Source organism: Rummeliibacillus pycnus (assembly GCF_044359855.1).
Lineage (GTDB): Bacteria > Bacillota > Bacilli > Bacillales_A > Planococcaceae > Rummeliibacillus > Rummeliibacillus pycnus_A.
Window position 1 is genome coordinate 3,670,252 of record NZ_CP132291.1, and the last position, 24,713, is coordinate 3,694,964.

Genomic DNA, 24,713 nt, shown 5'->3' on the forward strand with positions numbered 1-24,713 from the left:
CAATTAACTTGTATTATTTCTAAATTGAAATGAAATTTTGGCACTATATTGAATTATCAATATAAAGCCGACTGAAACAGAATATGAAAACAGCAAGAGGAGGTGTTCGAATGATGGAAATCATCATCTCCACTGTGCTTGGACTCATCGTCGGTGCCGTTGTTATCTATTTCGTCATGAAAAAAGTGAACGATTCAAAAGTGACAGGTGCAAAGAATTCTGCAGAACTTATTATTGAAGAAGGTAAAAGAGAAGCGGAAGCTCTTAAGAAAGAAGCACTACTTGAAGCAAAAGATGAAACTCACAAACTTCGAACTGAAGCAGAAAATGACATCCGTGAACGCCGGTCTGAGCTTATGAAACAAGAGAACCGGTTATTGCAAAGAGAAGAAAATCTTGATCGCAAGGATGACGCTCTGAATAAGAGAGAATCAGGATTAGAGCGTAAAGAAGAGGCTCTATCTGAGAGACAACAGCATATTGTACAGATGGAAAGCAAAGTGGAAGAACTTGTTGCCAAACAACAATCCGAAATTGAACGCATTTCAGCATTAACCCGCGAAGAAGCAAAAGCAATCATTTTAAAACAAGTAGAAAACGAATTATCAACTGATATTGCTGTCATGACCAAAGAAGCTGAAACACGTGCTAAAGAGGATGCTGACAAAAAGGCACGAGAAGTTTTATCACTTGCCATTCAACGCTTTGCAGCAGACCACGTCGCAGAAACGACTGTATCTGTCGTTAATTTACCAAACGATGAGATGAAAGGCCGTATTATTGGACGTGAAGGTCGTAACATCCGAACACTTGAAACGTTAACGGGTATCGATTTAATTATCGACGATACTCCAGAAGCAGTGATTTTATCTGGCTTTGATCCAATTCGTCGTGAAACTGCTCGTCTAGCACTAGAAAAGCTAGTGCAAGATGGCCGTATTCACCCAGCTCGTATTGAAGAAATGGTAGAAAAATCACGTCGTGAAGTGGATGAGCAAATTCGCGAAACAGGTGAGCAAACAACGTTTGAAGTAGGAATTCATAATTTACATCCAGATTTAATGAAAATTCTTGGTCGTATGAAATATCGTACAAGCTATGGCCAAAATGTCTTAAAGCACTCTGTAGAAGTAGCTCATTTGGCAGGCTTACTTGCATCTGAATTGGGAGAAGACGTTATTTTAGCAAAACGAGCAGGCTTACTTCATGATATCGGTAAAGCAATTGACCATGAAGTAGAAGGCAGTCATGTTGAAATCGGTGTAGAACTAGCAACTAAATACAATGAGCATCCTGTCGTAATTAACAGTATTGCATCGCATCATGGCGATACAGAACCAACATCTGTAATTGCAGTATTAGTGGCAGCTGCTGATGCATTATCTGCAGCAAGACCAGGTGCACGTAGTGAAACTTTAGAAAATTATATTCGTCGCCTTGAAAAACTGGAAGAAATTTCTGAGTCATATGAAGGCGTAGAAAAATCATTTGCAATTCAAGCAGGCCGTGAAATTCGTATAATTGTACGTCCGGATCAAATTGATGATTTAGCTTCACATCGATTAGCACGTGATATTCGTAAACAAATTGAGGATGAACTTGATTATCCAGGACATATTAAAGTAACCGTAATTCGTGAAACTCGTGCTGTTGAATATGCAAAATAGTTTTTATCTATTAAAATGTATTATATAGGGAGTAACCCTCTTAATAATTTAATTGACAAAAGGCTTCTTAGAACTTCGGTTGAGAAGCCTTTTTTAATGGGAATGGGTGTAGAAAATGAAAGTATTATTTATCGGAGATATCGTAGGAGACATAGGGTTAGATGCAGTTGAATCTTATTTACCACGATTAAAAAGAAAATATAATGTTGATATTGTCATTGCGAATGGAGAAAATGCAGCTGCTGGTAGAGGTATTACAAAACGTATTTATCAAGATTTACTCATGATGGGTGTTGATGTGATTACAATGGGAAACCATACATGGGATCAAAAAGAAATCTTTGACTTTATCGATGATGCGGAATACTTAATTCGTCCAGCAAACTTTTCAGATGAAGCACCAGGCAAAGGAATGGTTGCCGTTACAAAAGGGGGACAAACGATTTCTGTAATAAATTTACATGGTCGTACCTTCTTACCACCACATGGTGATCCATTTGCAAAGGCAACAGAACTAGTTGCAGAAGCACAAAAAGTATCTCCACTTGTGTTCGTAGATTTTCATGCAGAAACAACTAGTGAAAAAATTGCTTTGGGCTGGCATTTAGATGGCAAAGCATCGGCTGTTGTTGGGACACATACACACGTACAAACAGCAGATGCACGTATCTTCCCAGGAGGTACGGCATTTATATCAGATGTAGGCATGACAGGACCGTATGATGAAGTACTTGGGATGAAAAAAGAAAGCGTACTTTATCGTTTTAAAACAAATATGCCAGCTCGTTTTGAAGTACCAAAACAAGGTAGAGAAGTATTTAGTGGCTTTTTTGTAGAGCTAGATGATAAATCAGGTAAAGCGAAAAGCTTTGAAAGAATTTATATAAATGCAGATTATCCTTTCGTACCTTAAATTAGTCTATATCCTGCATATCGTGCATACAATGTTCCATGGACAATCAAAATGTCCCTGATTTTTCAAACTAAGGGAGGAATAGTTGTGGATTCATTGAAAGTATCGTCTCGCTCCAACCCAAATTCTGTAGCAGGTGCATTAGTGGCAGTGATTAGAGAGCAAGGATATGCAGAGATGCAAGCAGTAGGGGCAGGTGCACTTAACCAAGCTGTAAAAGCGATCGCGATTGCGAGAGGTTTTGTAGCGCCGAGTGGTACAGATTTAACTTGTTCACCAGCGTTTACAGATATACTAATAGCTGGAGAAGACCGAACAGCTTTAAAATTACTCGTTGAAAAACGAGGAAGATAAGAATAAAAGCTTGCGCCCGCAGCTGGATAAAGTATAAAAGCGAAGGACGCACGTTCAGCTTTAAGTAAGAAAGATAGCCTAAGAACGCCACGATGTGAGGAAGATGTTTTCTGCGACAAGGAACCGTAGGAGCGACGACTATAGGGTTCATAGCATATAAATCATCGAGTGGCTTGCGTGTGCAACTAGATAGATAAAAAATACCGGACATATCCGGTATTTTTTTATGTTTTTGAATGAAAATATATATTAAATGAACGCTTTCCACTACAATTTTATAAATAATCTTTTCCGTCAAAGGTCTGATTTTCAGTGAAATCATCTAATAACAATAGTTTCATACGCATGTTCATGATAAAATTATGAAGGATAAAAAGCTTAGACGTTAATATATATTAAGGAGATGTTGATAAATGTTACATCAGCTTTCATGGAAAGTCGGTGGGCAACAGGGGGAAGGTATTGAAAGTACCGGAGAAATTTTCTCAACTGCGATGAACCGCTTAGGTTACCATTTATATGGATATCGCCATTTCTCTTCCCGTATTAAAGGTGGCCATACGAATAATAAAATTAACGTACGTACGTCAACTGTACATACGATTCCAGATGATTTAGATATATTGGTTGCATTTGACCAAGAAACAATCGAGGTTAACTATAAAGAATTAACAACTGAAGGAGTAATTTTAGCGGATGCTAAATTTAAACCTGAAAAACCAGAAGATTGCCAAGCTGAATTATATGTAGTTCCATTTACAGAAATTGCTACTGAACTTGGTACGTCACTTATGAAAAACATGGTTGCAATTGGTGCAACTGCTGCACTTATGAACCTTAATGATGAAGTATTCCAAAGTGTTGTCAATGAAATCTTCGGCCGTAAAGGTGAAGCTGTTGTACAAAAGAATATGGAAGCAATCGCTAAAGGTCATGAAATGATGGATGAATTGCTAAAAGATCAAGTTGGTAAATTCGAACTTGAACCCGGAGATGGCAAACATCGTTTATTCATGATTGGTAACGAAGCTATGGCACTTGGCGCACTTGCAGCAGGTTCTCGTATAATGAGTGCTTACCCAATTACACCAGCATCAGAAATTATGGAATACTTAATTGAAAAATTACCTAAATTTGGTGGTACTGTTATTCAAACAGAAGATGAAATTGCAGCTGCTACAATGGCTATTGGTGCAAGCTACGGTGGTGCACGTGCATTCACAGCATCAGCAGGTCCTGGCCTTTCACTTATGATGGAAGCACTTGGTCTTGCAGGTATGACAGAAACACCTTTAGTTGTCGTTGATACACAACGTGGTGGCCCATCTACAGGTCTTCCAACAAAACAAGAACAATCAGATTTAATGGCAATGCTTTATGGAACTCACGGTGAAATTCCAAAAGTAGTCATTGCGCCATCAACTGGTGAAGAAGCATTCTACGATATGATTCAAGCATTCAATATTGCAGATGAGTTACAATTACCAGTTATCGTACTGTCAGATTTACAATTATCACTTGGTAAACAAACTGTTGAACCATTTGACTACTCTAAGATTACAATTAACCGTGGTAAATTAAATATGGATGAACTTCCAGAAATCGAAGATAAACAATACTTTAAACGTTATGCAGTAACAGAAGATGGTATTTCTACACGAGTGGTCCCAGGTCAAAAATACGGTATTCACCATGTAACTGGTGTTGAACATAATGAAGAAGGAAAGCCTTCTGAAGCAGCAGGAAACCGTAAAACTCAAATGGACAAACGTTTCCGTAAATTACAACATGTACATTTTGATACACCAGTATTTACGGATGCACCTAACGAAGAAGCCGATGTATTGCTTGTAGGTTTTGGTTCTACAAAAGGTGCATTAGAAGAAATCCGTCCAATGTTAGATGCAGAAGGCATTAAAACAAACCATGCGCATATTCGTTTAATTCACCCATTCCCAGTTGAAGAAATGAAGTCATTAATCGATCATGCGAAAAAAGTGATTGTTGTCGAAAATAATGCGACAGGTCAATTAGCTAATATTATGAAATTAAACATGGGTTACCATGATAAAATTGTAAACTTAACAAAATATGACGGTACACCATTCTTACCAATGGAATTACTTGACCGTGTAAAGGAGTTGCTAACAGATGGTAACATTTAAGGATTTTCGTAACACTGTAAAACCTAACTGGTGTCCAGGATGTGGTGACTTTTCAGTGCAAGCTGCCATTCAACGTGCTGCAGCAAACCTTGAAATCGAACCACATGAACTTGCGGTAGTTTCAGGTATTGGTTGTTCAGGTCGTTTATCAGGTTATATTAACTCATATGGCTTACATGGTATTCATGGACGTGCATTACCAATTGCTCAAGGTTTAAAAATGGCTAACCGTGATTTAAATGTCATCGCTACAGGTGGTGACGGAGATGGTTTTGCAATAGGTATGGGTCATACAATCCACTCAATCCGTCGTAATATTGATATCACTTATGTTGTCATGGATAACCAAATCTATGGTTTGACAAAAGGCCAAACTTCACCACGCTCTGCTGCTGGTTTTGTTACAAAATCAACACCAGGTGGCGCAATTGAACCATCACTAAAACCGTTAGAAGTCGCTCTATCTTCAGGTGCTACTTTTGTTGCACAAAGTTTCTCAACAGACTTAAAAGAATTAACAGCGATTATTGAAGCAGGTATGAAACATAAAGGTTTTTCATTTATCAATGTATTTAGCCCATGTGTGACATACAACAAAGTTAACACATATGATTGGTTCAAAGAACACATTACAAAACTATCAAGTATAGAAGGGTACGATTCAACTAATCGTGCTGAAGCGATGAAAACTGTAATGGAACATGAAGGTCTAGTAACAGGCATTATCTATCAAAACGACGCTGAACCTTCATATCAAGAAAAAATTATTGGCTACAATGAAGAACCACTTAACAAAGCAGACATTATGATCAAAGAAGAAGAATTAAATGAACTGATGAAAGAGTTTATATAATTTCAAGTTCTTTTAAATTTACTCTTTATAAAGGTAAAATCGCTCATTCTAAACGAATGGGCGATTTTTTTAACTATCTATTTCCCACTAATATAAAAGCAATCATTATGTCTAATAAAAGACATTTCAAACTCATATCTTGTAGGAATAGACTATCATTCAGTATAATAGGTAAATGGGTACTCGAACGAAAGGAGAATACCGATGAATGAAGAACAACGACTTGCTAGTCAACAAGTAAAAACTACTAAATCTACCACTGCAAAAACAGAAAAAGACTATAGCAAATATTTTCAATCTGACTATACAGCGCCATCTTTAAAAGACGCGAAGAAACGCGGGAAAGAAGACGTACAATACCACAATGACTTTAAGATTGATGAAGAATTCATGGGTATGGGAACAGGTCGCAAATTTTTAATACGCACATATGGTTGCCAAATGAACGAACATGATACAGAAGTTATGGCTGGTATTTTCATCCAATTAGGATATGAGCCAACAGAAAATGTTGAGGAAGCTAATGTAATTTTAATGAATACATGTGCTATTCGTGAAAATGCAGAAAACCGCGTATTTGGTGAACTAGGTCACTTAAAACCATTAAGACAAAAAAATCCAGATTTACTAATTGGTGTTTGTGGCTGTATGTCACAAGAAGAAGCAGTTGTAAAGAAAATTTTAAAAACGTATGATCAAGTAGATATGATTTTTGGTACACATAATATTCATCGTTTACCAGAAATTTTAAATGAAGCATATCTATCAAAAGAAATGGTTGTTGAAGTGTGGTCTAAGGAAGGCGATGTAATTGAAAACCTTCCTAAAGTACGTAAAGGTAATACAAAAGCATGGGTTAATATTATGTATGGTTGTGATAAGTTCTGCACGTACTGTATTGTTCCATATACACGTGGGAAAGAACGTAGCCGTTTACCAGAGGATATTATCCAAGAAGTTCGTAGCTTAGCAGCACAGGGCTATAAAGAGGTCACATTACTAGGTCAAAATGTCAATGCATACGGTAAAGACTTTGATGACCGAAACTACCGATTAGGAGATTTAATGGACGAATTACGTAAAATTGATATTCCGCGTATTCGTTTCACGACTAGTCACCCTAGAGATTTTGATGATCATTTAATTGAAGTACTTGCGAAAAAAGGAAATCTAGTAGAACATATTCACTTACCAGTACAATCAGGTTCTAGTGATATGTTAAAGATTATGGCACGTAAGTATACACGTGAAAGCTACTTAGAATTAGTACGTAAAATTCGAACAGCTATACCAGATGTAGCACTTACTACAGATATTATTGTAGGATTCCCAAATGAAACAGAAGAACAATTTGAGGAAACGATTTCCCTTTATAAAGAAGTAGGTTTTGAAATGGCGTATACTTATGTCTATTCTCCTCGCGAAGGTACACCTGCAGCGAAAATGAAAGATAATATACCATTAGAAGTAAAAAAAGATCGACTACAACGTTTAAATGATGTTGTAAACGAATATTGTGGCCAGGCTCTAAAGAAATACGATGGTCAAATTGTTGAAGTATTAGTAGAAGGCGAAAGTAAAAGAAATCCAAATGTGTTGGCTGGTTATACAAGAAAAAATAAACTCGTTAACTTCGTAGCACCAAAAGAAGTCATTGGAAAACTTGTAAAAGTAAAAGTGACAGAAGCAAAAACGTGGTCATTACATGGTGAATTGATCGAAGTGGTATCGAGTCAAGAGGTGAATGCAGGATGACAGAATTATTTACTAAAGACGATATTATCGCAAAAGCACGTGAAGTCGCACACATGATTGCGAATACAGAGGAAGTCGATTTCTTTAAACGTGCTGAAGCACAGATTAATGAAAATCAATTTGTCCGTGAAAAAATTGCAAGCTTAAAAAGCTTACAAAAACAAGCTGTAAACTTCCAATATTATGGTAAAGAAAAAGCCTTGAATTTAATTGAAGAAAAAATTGCAAAAATCGAAGAAGAAATCGATGCAATACCTATTGTTGAAGAATTCAAGCAATCACAAGGCGATGTTAATGACTTATTACAACTTGTATCTAATACAATTGCTAATAATGTGACAGATGAAATTGTTGAATCTACAGGTGGCGACGTATTACGTGGCGAAACAGGTTCTAAAGTACGTAACTCACAGCCAGGAAGCTGTTCATAAACATATAAGAAAAAGGATGTCTAATAAGTGGTCTTCTACACTTATTAGACATCCTTTTTTTATTTTTTCTATAATCTTTAGCCCTTCGCTGTTCATAAGACTTGAACTAGATAGCAATTTTTCTTGCGATCACTAATCGCAAAAAACCTCTGTCACACGAGGTGGCGCCCTTAAGCCATCTTCCTCAAAACGCACTCTATGTCGACATCTTAAAGTCTGAAAGGATGATTTCGATTCGAGCCCTCCACGGCCTCTCTGGGCTAACCGTGCCTATTCTGATTTTTTCTGTGAATAGAGTGTGGAGGTAAATGTTGCCAAGGAACGGATGCGTTAGATTGTTGATATCCGTAACCAACATTTGATATAGGTCAAAAAATTATTCATGAAAAGCTCGGGAGTCAAAGCTCAACATTGTTTTATATGAATAAGATTTTTTTATCTAAGAATTAGGCACCCCCTAGGCAAAAGCCGCATATGATGTGGTGAACGGAAGCAAAGGAGGAATCATGCTGAAACAGTTACGTCATATTGTGACAAAAGCAGTGATTGCAAAGGGCAAAAAAAGAACGGAGTGTAGTGAAACTTTACGTCCACCAAATAGTCCATCAAGTATTTTAGGTTGTTGGGTGATCAATCATACTTATCAAGCAAAGAAAAATGGAAAGTTCGTAGAAGTAACAGGTAAGTATGATATTAATGTATGGTACGCATACAACAATCATTCCAAAACTGCAGTATTTTCTGAATCAGTTCCATATCGTGAACGGATCAAACTACATTATCGTGATGAAGAACCAACAGGTAAAGAAGAGGTGCATATCCGCGTTTTACAGCAACCAAATTGTATTGAAGCGGTTATTGGACCAGACGGTGAACATTTTATTATCACCATCGAAAGAGAGTTATTAGCGGAAGTAGTAGGAGAAACAACGATCTGCATTAATATCCATCCAATAGATTTTGAAGAAGAATGGGATTTTGAAGATGAAAGCTCATCATCAAGTTCATCATCAGATAGATCAAGCTCATCTAGCTCATCATCTTCATCAAATGTATCAAGTACTTTAGAGTCATCATCATTCCATAAGTAAGCGAAAAAAGTCGGTAGCTTCATTACACCGACTTTTTTTATATAGTCTGTATATTTTTAGGGCATAAAAAGTAAGACTGTTCAATAACAGTAGTAAAAGGATGAATTTTTTTTCTGAAGTGTTATTGATTTAAGAAATTTTTTTCCGTATAATAAGGCTAATGAAAATGCTTACATTCTATGTGAAGCGAATATTTGAGACATGGGGGATAGAATATGGACGCATACTTATTAATTATCACATTATTAGCAATAGTTATTGTTATAGTCGGTGTATCAGTTTTTAAATGGCATGCATTTATCAGTCTACTAGTTGCTAGTCTTTTCCTTGCTATTTTCACTGGTATGAACTTAGATGAAATTGTGAAAGCATACGAAACAGGTGTAGGCGGTACACTTGGTCACTTAATTGGAATTATCGCACTTGGTGCAATTTTAGGGAAAATGCTTGCTGAATCTGGTGCAGGTTTAAGAATTGCCAATTTCTTTATCAAAGTATTTGGTGAAAAAAAATTACCATGGGCAATGTTCTTTTCTGGATTTGTAATTGGGATTCCAGTGTTCTTCGAAGTTGGGATTTTAATTTTACTTCCACTTGTGATTTCAATTCAAAAAGCTTCTAAGAAAAATATCTTATTGATTGCATTACCAGCAATCGCAGGATTATCAATTGTACATGGTTTAGTACCACCGCATCCTGGTGCAGTTGCTGCAATTGGAATTTACAATGCTAATTTAGGTAAAGTACTTCTTTATTCATTAATTATTGCAATTCCAGCTGGTATTATTGGTGGACCACTTTTTGCAAAATATATTAGCAAACGTGTTATACCTGAGGATGAGCCTGAATTCGTGCATGTAGAAGATAAAGCAGAAAATCAGATGCCAGGTACATTTATTTCATTCTTCTCAATTTTACTTCCTGTTATTTTAATGGTTCTTGGTACAATGGCTCCCTATATGCATGTTGGAAAAACGCTTGAAGGTGCATTTGCATTTATCGGAAGTCCGTTAATTGCGTTACTTATTTCAGTATTCTCGGCTTATTATTTCCTTGGTTTCAGACTTGGACAAGACAAAAAAGCAATTAAGAAATTTACAGAAGATTGCTTAGTACCTGTTGGTTCGATTGTTTTAATTATTGGTGCTGGTGGTGGATTTAAACAAATTCTTATTGAGAGTGGTGTTGGTGACACAATCGGTCACCTAGCTCAAAACTTCTCTGTATCACCTTTAGTATTAGCATTCGTAATTGCAGGGTTGATTCGAATTGCGACAGGTTCGGCAACAGTCGCACTTACAACTGCTGCAGGGATTGTATCACCTATAATTGCGAACATGCCTGGTGTTAACTTAGAACTGCTCGTAATCGTAACAGGTGCTGGATCCTTAATGTTCTCACATGTTAATGATGCTGGCTTCTGGATGGTAAAAGAATATTTAGGTTTATCTATTAAAGAAACTTTTAAAACTTGGACAGCTTTAGAAACAATTCTTTCATTCGTGGCGTTTGCGTGTGCATTAATACTTAACGCATTTGTTTAATAGTTAATGAGGATTTTTTGGAAGAGATGGAGAAGATTTTGTTTGAACCACAAAGTCTTCTCCATTTTCTCATATTCGAGTTTGTGAAATGGCATGACGCATTTTTTCAAGTGCATGATTTGCATCATCTTTATGTTGTACCATTGTATTAACGTATAGTGCATCGATTATACTTAGTTGCCCAATTCTTGAAGATAAAGCTTCAGAGCGATATTCGGTTTCTTCAGAACTTGTATAAAGAGCGACATCTGCTAATTGACCGATTGGTGATTTAGGGAAGCCCGTTATGGCAATCATAGAAGCACCATGTTCTTTAGCAGTCTTTGAAATTTGAAGAGTATCTCGATTGCGTCCTGAATGCGAGATAACTACAGCTAAATCATCTGTTGACAATTGTGAAGCGGACATCAGTTGGAAATGGGAATCGACAAAAGCAAAGCATTTAACGCCTGTTCGTACGAATTTATGATAGGCATCCATCGCAATTACAGCAGAACCACCAGTACCATAAAAATAAATATGCTTCGCTTGATTCATGAGCAATACTGCTCTTTTAATGGATCCATCGTCTAAAATATGCATTGTATTTTCAAGTGTTTGAATATTTGATTTGAATATTTTTTGAAAGATCGTTTTTTCATCATCATTCTCTGAAATTTCTTCGTGAAATTGCTGGATTGGTGTAATTACTTCAGATGCTAATGCAATCTTCATCGCCTGATATCCTTTAAAACCTAAGCGCTTACAAAAACGAAAAACAGTTGCATCCGCAATATTTAAATCAGCAGAAACCTCGTTAATGGTTTTATTAATAATATGAGATGGATCTCCTTGAATATAGTCCGCAATTTTCTTTTCCTTTTCGCTTAAACGAGGATAAAGAGAACTTATTTTCTTAATTGTATTTTGTGTCATAAACGAGTTCCTTTCAAATAATAATAGTACCTGTAGTATAGCATAATTAGTAAAAAGAAAATTTTTTTCTCTATTTATATTTAATATAGAAATAATTTTTAGTATAATGAAATCACGAATATCGAATATAAACGAAAAAGGAGCGCTATAGATGAATATCGGTTTAATTGGTTTAGGGAAAATGGGGTATAACCTTGGTTTGAATTTAATGGAACATAAACATACAGTATTTGCTTTTGATGTGAATACGGAAGCTTCAAAAAATTTCACAGTTGAAGGTGGTAAAACTTTTTCTTCATTACAAGAAATGGTCAATGCACTTCCTAAACCACGTGTTATTTGGTTGATGGTACCTGCTGGTGATATTACTATTAATACTATAAATCAGTTAAAAGGAATTCTTGATGCAGGTGATATCTTAATTGATGGTGGTAACTCACATTATAAAGAAGCTATTCAAATTTCTGCAGACTTGCAACAACAAGGAATTTTCTTCATGGATATCGGTACAAGTGGTGGTACATCAGGTGCATTAAATGGTGCTTGTATGATGATTGGTGGGGAAGAACAGGCATTTAAAGTAATCGAGCCATTTATCCAAGACATCTGTGTAGATAAAGGTTATTTATATGCTGGAAAATCAGGTAGTGGCCATTTCTTGAAAATGATTCATAATGGCATTGAATATGGTATGATGCAAGCTATTGCAGAAGGCTTTGAAGTATTAGAAAAAAGCCCATATGATTACGATTATGAAAAAGTTGCAGAAATGTGGAATCACGGCTCTGTTATTCGTTCTTGGTTAATGGAATTAACACAAAATGCATTTTCTAAAGATCCAAAACTAGATGAAATTAGAGGCATTATGCATTCTTCTGGTGAAGGTAAATGGACAGTTGAAACTGCTCTTGAATTAAAAGCACCAGTTCCTGTTACAACACTTTCACTAATGATGCGTTATCGTTCTTTAGAAGAAGATACATTTACAGGAAAAGTAGTCGCAGCACTTCGCAATGAATTTGGCGGACATGCTGTTGAAAAGAAATAAATAAGTTCTAAATATTGAATAGGTCAGTTATCATTTCGTATGGTAACTGGCTTTTTTGTTTTGTAAAAATGCTAGTTTATTCATGCTTTTGTCTCCCAACAAATGCATGAATAATTTTATAGTTCTATACCAAATGCATGAATAATTTTATAGTTCTATACCAAATGCTGTGATCTGCCATCCAAATATCTAATGAATACCATTACTGTGCCTACACTCGACACAAAAACCATTTCTCTGTGAGGTCTCGGCAACCAGTTTTTCGGTATGAGTATCGGGGCATACACCGCCACTTTATTTACATAAAAATGTATCTGGTTTTTCCATTTATAGATATAATGGTAATTAATATGGAAAATAAGAAAGTGGTTTAGCTAATGGAAACATAACGTGAAGCAATCTTGGAAGACTAAATTTATCTCATCCCATTATTAATTGAGATTAGTTGAATTTAAGTTATAGAGAATACCTAAAAATAAAAAATCTTTGGAGGAATACATAATGCAAATAAGGCCTACTAAACGAAACTTACTTTCATGGATGGACAGCTATGTACCGGAGAAAGATTTATTTTTCTTTTCAACTGAGCAATTTAATGAAGGATTTGACTTTACAGATGTTTTGTTGATGCCCATAAATGAGTTTTATAAACACAGTACATATGGACAAGTAGAGTATGTGAATGCATATGAATATTGGAATGTCAAAAATGCAAATTATGTTGTCATAGCACAAAAAGAGTGGATTGAAACAATATCTGAAGAGCAAAGACAATTCATACTAAAAGTTCAAGTGCAGCTAGAAAGAGGACTTGTAATTCCAATTTCATTTGTTCATCAATTGGATAATATTCCAACAAGTTTTGTTATCAATGAACATATTGTAATTCAGCGATCTATGTGGGAGAATCTTTCGCAATCTTGTAAAGAAGATATACTTACAACGATGATTTATGAATGGTGGGATAAAGGAGAATGTGTTACATCTCCAGAATGGTTGCCTGCATATTTAGAGCCTTTTGCGAATACATTTGGCCATGTACAAGGTGCAAACTGTTTAGCTGCCGTTGTGTATGCCCTTACTAAAGGTAGACAACCCTGGTTTATCAATGAATGGATTCATCAAGAAACATTTCTTGAAAAATTAGCGCACTATCATTACAAGGAATGTTTGAGTGATGAGCTTCAACCCGAAGATCTTATCATCTGGGAAGATGAAAATAGCATTATTCAACATGCAGCATATCATTTAGGTGAAGATTTATTTTTCAATAAGCATGGGCAAACGATCTTTAATCCATGGAAAATTCTATCAAAAGAACAACTTAATAAGGATTGGAAGCATTTAAAACATGTGATATATAGAAAAAATCGTTAAGGGATTTGAGATAATGTACTTCATTCAAATGTCTGGTTTTCCTGGATCCGGAAAATCCACTTTAGCAAAAGAAATTGCTAGTCGTGAAAATATGATTATTGTAGATCATGATATTGTAAAATCGGCTTTAATAAATTCTATAACAGAAAAAGCTATTGATTTTCAGATTACAGGACAAATTGCGTACGATGTTGATTGGGCGTTAATTGAATTTTATTTAGCCCAAAGCCGGAGTGTGATTTTAGATAGCCCATGTCTTTATGAAGAGCTAGTTGAGAAAGGGGTAGAATTAGCAGCAAGATTTAATGTGAAATATAAATATATTGAGTGTTACATAGATGACTATAATTTAATCAATGATCGACTAGCTAAAAGAGAGAGACTCATAAGTCAAATTCCGCAAATACATTCAAAAGAAGCATTTGAATATACGATTCAAAATAGTAAAAAGCCTGACAATTTTGAAACCTTAAAAGTTGATACTAATCAGCCTTTATCAAAATATTTTCCAAAAGTTATCGAATATATAATGAAATAAACATTTTATTAAGACAAAAATTACAAAAAAAGAGCAACGCTACTGATGAGTAGTATTGCTCTTAGTTGTTCAAGAAACATAAATGACTATTATTTTACCCGTTTTTCCTGGAATTTAGTTATATCATGATATTCTTGCTCAAGTAATCGAGAAATACGAATATAGATGGGAATCAGTTCAACATAAACGTCTACATTTTCTGGGATTGGTTTATGCACATGAGTTGAGCCTACCCATTCTGAAACAATAGAGAAGTCGTCAATTTCACCTAATGCATACATACCAAGAACAATTGCTCCAAGACATGAGCTTTCAAAGCTTTCAGGTACTGAAACTTCTTGATTGAAAATATCTGCCATCATTTGGCGCCATAATTCAGAACGCGCAAAACCACCAGTTGCTTGGATTTTCTTTGGAATGCCAATTACTTCTTGTAATGCGATAAAGACCGTATATAAGTTGAAAATAACACCCTCTAGTACGGCACGGATCATATGCTCTTTCTTATGATGTAATCCTAATCCAAAGAATGATCCACGGGCATTCGCATTCCATAATGGAGCACGTTCGCCGGCTAAATACGGATGGAATAATAATCCATCAGAACCTGGATTTACATTCGAAGCAATTTTCGTTAACACATCGTATGGATCGATTCCTAATCGTTTAGCCGTTTCTACTTCAGAAGCTGCCAATTCATCACGTACCCATCTAAAAGTCATACCGCCATTGTTTACTGGACCGCCTACAACCCAATGCTTGTCTGTTAACACATAGCAGAAAATCCGGCCTTTTGGATCTGTTACAGGGTGATCTGTTACGGTACGGATAGCACCACTCGTACCGATTGTGACAGCGACAACTCCTGGATCAATTGCGTTAACACCAAGATTTGAAAGTACACCATCATTTGCACCGATGACAAATGGGATATGAGAAGGTATACCAATTTCAGCAACAATGTCTTTTTTTAAACCATCAAGATAATAAGTGGTTGGTACCAGCTCAGACAATTGAGCAGTTGTAATACCAGCAACTTCTAAAGCGTTTTCATCCCAATCGCGATTTTGTAGATTGAACATACCAGTAGCGGAAGCAATCGAATGGTCTACAATATAGCGATCGAAAAAGTTGTGGAATACATATTCTTTCATACTAATAAATTTATATGTTTGGCTGAAAATCTCAGGTTTTTCATGACTTAACCAAGTAATTTTACAAAGAGGGGACATAGGATGAATGGGCGTACCTGTACGTCTATAAATTTCATGACCATTCATTTCATTTTTTATTTTGTCTGCCCAATCAGTTGCACGGGTATCTGCCCAAGTCATGCAGTTTGTTAACGGTTTACCGTTTTTGTCAATTGCAATCACACTATGCATAGCTGCACTGAATGAAACGAGTTTTAAATTATTTACGTCGATACTACTTTTTTGAATAGCAATACGAATAGCTTCTTTCACAGCATGTAGAATTTCATCTGGATTTTGTTCAGCAACATTCGGAGTAGGACTATAGAGTGGATACCCTGCATGATGCATACTTATTACTTGGCCATTGTTACCAAATAAAACAGCTTTCGTGCAAGTAGTACCAATATCAACGCCTAGATAATAAGACATTTTTGACATTGCGATGGATTCTCCTTTATATAAAAACATTATAAAATGAATTTTTTTTCTTTTTGAATCATTATATCAGAAAAAATATTTCTTCGCGCTCTATTTTACTGGACTTATAGACTTAAGAAAAGGAATACCTCGAAAAAAGAAGAGTTTTATATTATTTTGTCTTTTTTTATTCTGTACAGTTTATACAAATAAACAACAAAATAGGTTAGTGGAAATACTTTCTATAATAAGTCAAAAACGATTTTTTGACTTTGATTTGTTATAATAAAGATAAGATATAGGAACACAGGAGAGGTAATAATATGGCTTACACACCTATGATGCAACAATATTTACAAGTAAAAGCAGACTATCAAGATGCTTTTTTATTTTTCCGTTTAGGAGATTTTTATGAAATGTTCTTTGATGATGCATTGAAAGCATCACAAATTTTAGAAATTACATTAACAAGTAGAGATGCTGGTATGAAAGAACGTATTCCAATGTGTGGTATACCACATCATTCTGCACCAAATTATATCGAAACACTTGTACAAAAAGGATATAAAGTAGCGATTTGTGAACAAACTGAGGATCCAAAATTAGCAAAAGGTGTCGTTAAACGTGAAGTCATTCAACTTATTACACCGGGAACGATTATGGAAGGCAAAGCGATTGATGGAAAATCCAATCATTTTATCGCAGCAAGCACAAAATTAAAGGATAATGAATTTGCTTTTAGCTATCTTGATTTATCGACTGGTGAATCCACCACTACATATGTGGAAGGCGATAAAAAAGATTTAATCCAACAACTACAAGCATTTGATATTCGCGAATTAGTGGTGAAAGATGAATTATTTGCAGAGTTACAAGAATTAGCTGATACCTATTCAATTGTACTTTCGCTTGAAAATGAAGGTATGACTGAAGCAACTAGCCTGCAATATTTGAAACAAGCACCAGAAGAATTACACGAAGCAAGTCGCATTTTATTACGTTATCTTGAACGTACACAAATGCGCTCGTTATCACATATTCAACCATTTACTTACCATGAAGTGAAAAATTATTTGAATATCGATACAAATTCCAAACGTAATTTAGAGCTAATCCAGTCACTGCGTGGTGGAGATCAAAAAGGCACATTATTATGGCTTTTGGATGAAACAGCGACAGCCATGGGTGGTCGTAAATTAAAACAATGGCTTCACCAACCATTGGCGAGCCGAAAAGCAATCGAAAAACGATTAAGTATCGTAACGGATTTATTGGAAGATTATTTCCTCCGTGCAGAATTACAAGAACTGTTGAAAAAAGTTTATGATCTAGAACGATTAGCAGGTCGTGTGGCATTTGGTAGTGTAGGTGGTCGTGATCTTGCACAATTACGTGAATCTTTAAGACAAGTACCTGCGATTAAAGATCAGTTAAACAATTCTGGCAAAGAACATCTAGTGCCTCTAGGTCAAACACTCGATTTATGCGAGGATGTTGAAAGCTATTTAAGTAAAGCCATTACAGACCATCCTCCGATTTCTATTAAAGAAGGGGATGTAATACGCGAAGAATTCAATGAAAAACTAGATGAATTACGTTATGCATCTCGGAACGGAAAAGACTGGATTGCCCAATTAGAGCAAAAAGAACGTGAAGTTACTGGTATTAAAAATTTAAAAATCGGTTATAACCGTGTATTTGGTTACTATATCGAAGTGACGAAATCGAATATCCAATCTGTAGACCTTACTCGTTATGAAAGAAAACAAACATTAGCAAATGCTGAAAGATATATTACAGAAGAATTAAAAGAAAAAGAAGCCATCATTTTAAATGCGGAAGAGGAAAGTTTAGTACTTGAATATCAATTGTTCACTGAAATTCGTGAGTACTTAAAACAATTTATTCCACGTCTTCAAGCATTGGCATCTGATATTAGTGAACTGGATGTCTTCACAAGCTTTGCTGTAGTAACTGAAAAGTATCATTTTGTAAAACCAACATTCCATGAAGGACGTGCATTGAAAATTGTCAATGGCCGTCACCCTGTTGTTGAAAAAATGATGAATAAACAACTGTACGTACCAAATGACTGTATTTTAAATACCGACCAAAATATGATGCTCATTACAGGTCCTAACATGTCGGGGAAAAGTACGTATATGCGTCAAGTTGCCCTAATTACAGTGATGGCGCAAATGGGTTGCTACGTACCAGCCGATGAAGCTGAACTACCAATTACTGATCAAATCTTCACCCGTATTGGAGCGGCAGATGATTTAGCAGGTGGCCAAAGTACCTTTATGGTAGAAATGTTAGAATCTCAACATGCCATTACAAATGCTACTGCTAACAGCTTATTATTATTTGATGAAATTGGACGTGGAACATCTACCTATGATGGCATGGCGTTGGCTCAATCCATGATGGAATATATCCATAATAGAATTGGGGCAAACACACTATTCTCTACACACTATCACGAACTTACTACATTAGAAAATGAATTAGAGCGTCTTCAAAATGTTCATGTATCAGCTACTGAACAAGATGGCAAAGTTGTGTTCTTGCATAAAGTAAAGAGTGGCCCAGCTGATAAGAGTTATGGTATTCATGTAGCAGAGTTAGCGGAATTACCGAAACCAATCATTGAACGTGCGCGCGTATTGCTTGCTGAATTTGAAGCAACAGATGTGGAACCAACACTTCGTCATAAAGAAGTAGCTGCAGCAGTTGTAACGGTAGAAGAAGTACCACAGCAAGAGGTGTCAACCGTCCGTGAAGAACCAGAAACACAACTATCTCTCTTTGAAGAGGAAGAACCTGTTGTTAAAGAAGTAACAGTACCTGAATTATCAGATGCTGAAAAAGATGTACTTGAAAAATTAAAACGTTTAAATGTATCTGGTACAACACCAATGGATGCATTGCAACTTGTTTATACATTGCAACAATCATTATTACAAAAATAGGGGGTGCCTAAAATGGGGCATATTCATATAATGGACGAATTTTTGTCCAATAAAATTGCAGCAGGTGAAGTGGTTGAACGCCCTTCTTCTGTAGTCAAAGAATTAGTTGAAAATGCCGTTGATGCAGGCAGTACCTCAATTGAAGTGGTATTAGAAGAAGCCGGAATGACTTCTATTCAAGTAATTGATAATGGGTGCGGGATGGATGAAGATGATGCGCTAATATCATTTCAAAGACATGCAACAAGTAAAATTAATAATGAGCATGATTTATTTCGTATTCGAACACTGGGTTTCCGTGGGGAAGCATTAGCAAGTATCGCTTCTGTATCGAAAGTAGATTTAATAACTTCTAATGGTGAAGCAGGAATTGAAGTGCATCTTGAAGGTGGTCATGTCATCGACAAAAAACCTGGCTCTCTTCGCAAAGGAACAGATATTACTGTTTCTCAGTTGTTTTTCAACACGCCAGCACGTTTAAAATATATGAAAACGATTCAAACAGAACTTGGTCATACGATTGATTTGATGAATCGGTTAGCACTCTGCTATCCCACTATTGCATTTAAGTTAACACATCATGAGCATGAATTATTGCAAACAAATGGGCGTGGTGATTTGCGCCAAGTATTAGCGGCAATTTATGGAGTAGCAAATGCCAAGAAAATGGTTCGTTTTGAAGGTGAATCGAAAGACTATAAAATAACAGGTTACGCAACAATTCCAGAAATCACAAGAGCCTCTAAAAATTATATGTCGATCTTTGTGAATGGTCGTTGGGTACGTCATTATACAATTCAAAAAGCGATCATTGATGCTTATCATACATTTTTGCCAATCGGTAGATTTCCTATATCGGTGATCCATATAGAAGGAGATCCGTATTTAACAGATGTCAATGTACATCCCGCAAAGCAGCAAATTCGTTTAAGTAAAGAAGCAGATTTAATGCAGTTAATTGAGGAATCTCTTCATAAAGCAATTCGTAATTCGATGCAAGTGCCGGAAATTGCTCAGAAAAAGAAGAAACCAGAAGCATCTTCAGAACAAATTAACTTTTGGAAAACAATTAATTACAATACAACGAATATGCCCCAATTCAATGAGAAACCGAAAAAAGAGGAAAAAATAAATGACCTAGATTTTTCACCGATTTCTAAAGAAGGTGTAGTTAATACAGAGCCAGCTAAAGGTTTCGCAGTAGAGGAAAGTTGGGAAGAGATTAAAGCGTCACAAGGAATAAATAATCTAGGTTCAAATCAAGTGGATGTGTGGTCAGAAGATGAAGTAGAGCTAGAAGAAATTGTTCCAGATGAAACATCAAAAGATCCATTCCCGGAACTTGAAATTGTGGGGCAAATTCATGGGACGTATATTGTTGCTCAAAGTGTAGATGGTTTTTACTTAATCGACCAACATGCAGCGCAAGAACGTATTAAATATGAATATTTTAAAGATAAGGTTGGAGAAGTAAATTCAGATGAACGCCAATCGCTATTATTACCACTAACTTTCCATTATTCAGCTGATGAAGCATTAACATTACGTGAAAATGCGAAAGCTTTAGAAGAAGTAGGGGTTTATCTCGAGGAATTTGGTCAAAACTCATTTGTAGTACGAGAGCATCCAACCTGGTTCCCAAAAGACTTTGAATCAGAAATTATTGAAGAATTAATCGAACAGGTTTTAAAAGAGCGTAAAACAGATATAAAGAAATTACGTGAAGCGGCAGCTATTATGATGAGTTGTAAACGATCCATTAAAGCCAATCATTATTTGGATAAACCACAAATGGAGAGACTATTACAAGATTTGAAAATAAGAGTTAATCCATTTACTTGTCCACATGGTAGACCTGTAATTGTTCACTTTAGAACATATGAAATCGAGAAAATGTTTAAACGAGTAATGTAATGCATGGATGTCAGAGGAGGAGTCTTACGTGTTTTCAGCTGCAAAAAGAGATCAAATTATTGACGTATTAAACAACTATTCATTCGATATTTTAGTTGTAGGTGGAGGTATAACTGGTGCTGGTATTGCGCTAGATGCTATATCTCGAGGATTATCTGTAGCATTAGTTGAAATGCAAGACTTTGCTGCAGGAACTTCAAGTCGTTCTACAAAATTAGTGCATGGTGGTTTACGTTACTTAAAGCAATTGCAAGTTGATGTAGTTAAGGAGACGGGTAGAGAAAGAGAAATTGTCTATGAAAACGGCGTTCATATTACAACACCTCAATGGATGTTATTACCCTTCTATAAAGGAGGTACATTTGGACCTTTAACAACATCTCTTGGTTTGAAAATGTACGATAGTTTAGCTGGCGTTAGAAAATCAGAAAGACGTTCCATGCTAAAACCAAAAGAAACGTTAGCAAAAGAACCATTATTAAAACAAGACGGCCTTAAAGGTGGAGGCTATTATGTTGAATACCGTACAGACGATGCTCGTTTAACAATTGAAATATTAAAAAAAGCGGTTGAGCTAGGAGCTGTATGTTTAAATTATGCGAAGGTAGAAGATTTTGTTTATGATGGCAAAAAAGTAGTTGGTGCTAGAGTACATGACCAAGTTTCTCAAAAAACATGGTCATTGCAAGCAAATACTGTTGTCAATGCTACGGGTCCGTGGGTTGATATAATGCGTCAAAAAGATAAAATCGACAACAACAAGAAACTGAGATTAACAAAAGGTGTTCATATTGTTATTGATCAATCACGATTCCCGTTACAGCAATCGGTTTATTTTGATACTCCAGATGGTCGAATGGTATTCGCAATACCTCGCGATCAGAAAATATATGTAGGAACAACGGATACTTTTTTTGATGATAATCCCATTAAACCTGTAGCTACAGATGATGACATAGATTATTTACTAGAAACGATTCATTATATGTTCCCAGAAATTGATGTTTCTTTAAATGATGTAGAATCATGTTGGGCAGGTGTACGACCTCTTATTTATGAAGAAGGAAAAGATCCATCTGAAATTTCTAGAAAAGATGAAGTGTGGGAATCCTCTACAGGTCTGTTGACGATTGCCGGCGGGAAGTTAACAGGTTATCGTAAAATGGCAGAAAAAATTGTCGATAAAATTGTTTCACGCAAACAATTTAAAAAAGCTGGGCCATGTGTTACTGCCGAATTATCTCTATCTGGAGCAAAGGGTATTAATTCCCAAAACTTTGATGCATATACACATTACAAAGCACAAGAAGGTACGCGTTATGGTTTAACTTTTGATGAAGCCTATCACTTAGTACGTTGTTATGGTACAAATATTGATGATCTATTTCGTATTATTCACACCTTAGATGTGCAAGAAGGCGACCAACAATTACCTTTAGATTTACATGCACAGTTGATCTATTCAATTCAATATGAAATGGCTTATACACCAGTAGATTTCTTTGTTCGTCGTTCTTCTAGAATGTTCTTTAATATAAGTAGTGTGAAAAAATATAAACAATCAGTTACTAGAATAATGAGTAAATATTTACATTACTCGCCTGGTGAAGAGCAACAATATCATAAAGAACTAGAAGAGTTTTTATATGACGCATCCCATTTTGCTAGCGAGGAATTATATGAATAAAGAACAAATGACAGTTTCTTCAAGGGATCATCATCATCTAGCGGTTTCTGTGTATGAACCATTAACAACAGCGAAGGGTCATATTCATATTCTACATGGTATGGCTGAGCATCATGAACGATATGTTCCATTCGCTGAAATTTTAACAAATGCAGGATATTTAGTTTCAATGCATGATCATCGTGGTCATGGTAGAACTGCAAAACTAAATCAAGCGACAAAAGGATTTTTTAGTGAACAAAATGGTTTTGAAAAAGTAGTTGAGGATGTTAAGACTGTGACAAATGCAGTACGACAAAATCGGAATCTACCACCTATGATTTTATTTGGACATAGTATGGGCTCGTTTATCGCGAGAAGATACACAGAATTATATAGCGCGGAACTGGATAAAGCGATTTACTGTGGATCAGGAGCTGTCGGCATTGAGCATTATGCTGGTGTAAATCTCGCAAAATATTTAGCAAAAATTAGAGGGAAAGCTGAAGAAAGTAGCGTTATGGATAAGCTTTCTTTTGGTAATTTTAATCATGCGATTCAAAAACCGGAAACGAAGTTTGATTGGTTATGTACAGATGCTAAAGAAGTAGAAAAATATATAGCAGATGAAGACTGTGGTTTTATCTCTTCAAATCAATTTTATGTAGATTTTTTGCAAGGCATTATTACATTGTCAAAACGACAGGAAGTACAACGTATCCGGAATGATTTACCTATACTACTTATTAGTGGCTCTGATGATCCAGTTGGTGGATTTACAAAGGGGATATGGCGTGTAGCAAAGCAAATGCAAAAATGCGGTTTACATGATGTTACCGTACAACTTTTTGAAGGTATGCGACATGAAATTTTAAACGAAACCAATAAAGAGCAAGTGTTTCAAACGATAATACAATGGTTGGAGAAAAAAGAATGTTACAAAAAGAATTAGATGTTATTGCAATAGTTGGTCCAACAGCTGTTGGAAAAACAGCACTAAGTATCGAACTAGCAAAGGCAATTGACGGTGAAATTATTAATGGGGATTCGATGCAAGTTTATAAAGAACTAAATATCGGAACTGCTAAAATAACACCTGAAGAAATGGAAGGAATTCCGCATCACTTACTAGATATAAAAGAACCTACTGATACCTTTTCTGTTGCAGATTATCAAAAACTAGTCCGTGCCAAAATTGACGAAATTCGAGCAAAAGGGAAATTTCCAATAATCATTGGTGGAACTGGACTTTATATTCAAGCGGTGCTATTTGATTTTCGTTTTACAGAAGAGAAAATTGATGATACTGTGCGTCAAGCGTATTATCAAGAATTGGCAAAAGTCGGTCCCGAAGCAATGCATGCAAAATTAGCAGCAGTTGACCCAAAAACAGCAGCAGAGATTCATCCAAATAATACAAGACGTGTTATTCGCGCATTAGAAATGGCTGAACACAGTGATATACAAAAATCTGATGTGGAACAGCATCTTGGAAATACCCCACTCTATAAGCATCGAATAGTCGGACTAAATATGGATAGAGAACTGTTATACAATCGGATTAATCAGCGAGTCGATATGATGATGGAAAAAGGTCTATTAGAGGAAGTGAAAGGTCTTTACAATAGAGGAATTCGAGATGTGCAATCAATTAAAGCAATCGGCTATAAAGAGATTTATGCATATTTGGATGGTCGAGTATCTTTAGATGAAGCAATCGATCAATTAAAACAAAATTCACGTCGTTATGCCAAACGTCAACTTACTTATTTCAGAAATAAGATGGATATTGATTGGTATGATGCACAATTGGGTACAATAAAAATAATTGATAATATTTTACAAAAATAAAGGAAATTCACTAGAAAAGGCGAATATACAATACTATTACAGAGGT

General features: G+C 35.8%; 19 protein-coding genes. 17 read left to right on the forward strand and 2 right to left on the reverse strand.

Features of this window, described 5'->3' with window-relative positions; translation table 11 throughout:
- Positions 1–113: 113 nt before the first annotated feature.
- The 9 genes from rny (at position 114) to Q8X41_RS17855 (ending at position 10,773) form a co-directional block, all read left to right on the forward strand.
- Positions 114–1,667 (forward strand): ribonuclease Y, encoded by a 1,554-nt coding sequence (gene rny / locus Q8X41_RS17815; RefSeq protein WP_397540300.1) that lies wholly within the window; start codon positions 114–116, stop codon positions 1,665–1,667.
- Between the two features lie 115 nt (positions 1,668–1,782).
- Complete coding sequence (locus tag Q8X41_RS17820; RefSeq protein WP_397537581.1) at positions 1,783–2,580, forward strand: TIGR00282 family metallophosphoesterase; 798 nt, start codon at positions 1,783–1,785, stop codon at positions 2,578–2,580.
- An 87-nt stretch (positions 2,581–2,667) separates the two neighbouring features.
- Positions 2,668–2,934, forward strand: coding sequence for a stage V sporulation protein S (locus Q8X41_RS17825; protein ID WP_102692595.1), 267 nt, complete (start codon positions 2,668–2,670; stop codon positions 2,932–2,934).
- A 413-nt stretch (positions 2,935–3,347) separates the two neighbouring features.
- Positions 3,348–5,099: a 2-oxoacid:acceptor oxidoreductase subunit alpha gene (locus tag Q8X41_RS17830; protein WP_397537582.1), complete on the forward strand. Its 1,752-nt coding sequence runs from the start codon at positions 3,348–3,350 to the stop codon at positions 5,097–5,099.
- Positions 5,086–5,952 carry a 2-oxoacid:ferredoxin oxidoreductase subunit beta gene (locus Q8X41_RS17835; protein WP_397537583.1) on the forward strand — a complete coding sequence of 289 codons (867 nt, stop codon included), beginning with the start codon at positions 5,086–5,088 and terminating at the stop codon, positions 5,950–5,952. Before Q8X41_RS17830 ends, Q8X41_RS17835 begins: the two co-directional genes overlap by 14 nt.
- 204 nt (positions 5,953–6,156) lie before the next feature.
- A complete protein-coding gene (gene miaB / locus Q8X41_RS17840; RefSeq protein WP_397537584.1) occupies positions 6,157–7,707 on the forward strand; it encodes a tRNA (N6-isopentenyl adenosine(37)-C2)-methylthiotransferase MiaB in 1,551 nt (516 codons plus the stop codon).
- Positions 7,704–8,138: a RicAFT regulatory complex protein RicA family protein gene (locus tag Q8X41_RS17845; RefSeq protein WP_397537585.1), complete on the forward strand. Its 435-nt coding sequence runs from the start codon at positions 7,704–7,706 to the stop codon at positions 8,136–8,138. The genes miaB and Q8X41_RS17845 overlap by 4 nt, the downstream gene beginning before the upstream one ends.
- A gap of 509 nt (positions 8,139–8,647) precedes the next feature.
- A complete protein-coding gene (gene cotE, locus Q8X41_RS17850; protein WP_397540301.1) occupies positions 8,648–9,229 on the forward strand; it encodes an outer spore coat protein CotE in 582 nt (193 codons plus the stop codon).
- Positions 9,230–9,444: 215 nt separating this feature from the next.
- Positions 9,445–10,773: a GntP family permease gene (locus Q8X41_RS17855; protein ID WP_397537586.1), complete on the forward strand. Its 1,329-nt coding sequence runs from the start codon at positions 9,445–9,447 to the stop codon at positions 10,771–10,773.
- Positions 10,774–10,842: 69 nt separating this feature from the next.
- Here Q8X41_RS17855 and Q8X41_RS17860 read toward each other — a convergent pair whose 3' ends face one another.
- Complete coding sequence (locus Q8X41_RS17860; RefSeq protein ID WP_397537587.1) at positions 10,843–11,688, reverse strand: MurR/RpiR family transcriptional regulator; 846 nt, start codon at positions 11,686–11,688, stop codon at positions 10,843–10,845.
- Between the two features lie 151 nt (positions 11,689–11,839).
- On the opposite strand from Q8X41_RS17860, the gene gnd reads away from it, so the two are divergent.
- The 3 genes from gnd (at position 11,840) to Q8X41_RS17875 (ending at position 14,651) form a co-directional block, all read left to right on the forward strand.
- Positions 11,840–12,736, forward strand: coding sequence for a phosphogluconate dehydrogenase (NAD(+)-dependent, decarboxylating) (gene gnd / locus Q8X41_RS17865; RefSeq protein WP_397537588.1), 897 nt, complete (start codon positions 11,840–11,842; stop codon positions 12,734–12,736).
- Positions 12,737–13,237: 501 nt separating this feature from the next.
- A complete protein-coding gene (locus Q8X41_RS17870; RefSeq protein ID WP_397537589.1) occupies positions 13,238–14,113 on the forward strand; it encodes a hypothetical protein in 876 nt (291 codons plus the stop codon).
- Positions 14,114–14,126: 13 nt separating this feature from the next.
- On the forward strand, positions 14,127–14,651 hold the full coding sequence (locus Q8X41_RS17875; protein ID WP_397537590.1) for an AAA family ATPase: 525 nt from the start codon (positions 14,127–14,129) through the stop codon (positions 14,649–14,651).
- Between the two features lie 89 nt (positions 14,652–14,740).
- Here the strand turns inward: Q8X41_RS17875 and gntK are convergent, their stop codons facing one another.
- Entirely contained in the window at positions 14,741–16,285 is a 1,545-nt protein-coding gene (gntK, locus tag Q8X41_RS17880; protein WP_397537591.1) for a gluconokinase, read from the reverse strand.
- A gap of 302 nt (positions 16,286–16,587) precedes the next feature.
- On the opposite strand from gntK, the gene mutS reads away from it, so the two are divergent.
- The 5 genes from mutS to miaA are packed head-to-tail and all read left to right on the forward strand — an operon-like array spanning position 16,588 to position 24,667.
- A complete protein-coding gene (gene mutS, locus Q8X41_RS17885) occupies positions 16,588–19,236 on the forward strand; it encodes a DNA mismatch repair protein MutS (RefSeq protein ID WP_397537592.1) in 2,649 nt (882 codons plus the stop codon).
- Between the two features lie 12 nt (positions 19,237–19,248).
- Positions 19,249–21,150 (forward strand): DNA mismatch repair endonuclease MutL, encoded by a 1,902-nt coding sequence (mutL, locus tag Q8X41_RS17890; RefSeq protein ID WP_397537593.1) that lies wholly within the window; start codon positions 19,249–19,251, stop codon positions 21,148–21,150.
- Positions 21,151–21,178: 28 nt separating this feature from the next.
- A complete protein-coding gene (locus Q8X41_RS17895; protein ID WP_397537594.1) occupies positions 21,179–22,837 on the forward strand; it encodes a glycerol-3-phosphate dehydrogenase/oxidase in 1,659 nt (552 codons plus the stop codon).
- Positions 22,830–23,768, forward strand: a complete 939-nt coding sequence (locus Q8X41_RS17900; RefSeq protein WP_397537595.1) for a lysophospholipase — start codon at positions 22,830–22,832, stop codon at positions 23,766–23,768. Before Q8X41_RS17895 ends, Q8X41_RS17900 begins: the two co-directional genes overlap by 8 nt.
- Positions 23,750–24,667 (forward strand): tRNA (adenosine(37)-N6)-dimethylallyltransferase MiaA, encoded by a 918-nt coding sequence (miaA, locus tag Q8X41_RS17905; protein ID WP_397537596.1) that lies wholly within the window; start codon positions 23,750–23,752, stop codon positions 24,665–24,667. Before Q8X41_RS17900 ends, miaA begins: the two co-directional genes overlap by 19 nt.
- The last annotated feature ends 46 nt before the right edge of the window (positions 24,668–24,713 follow it).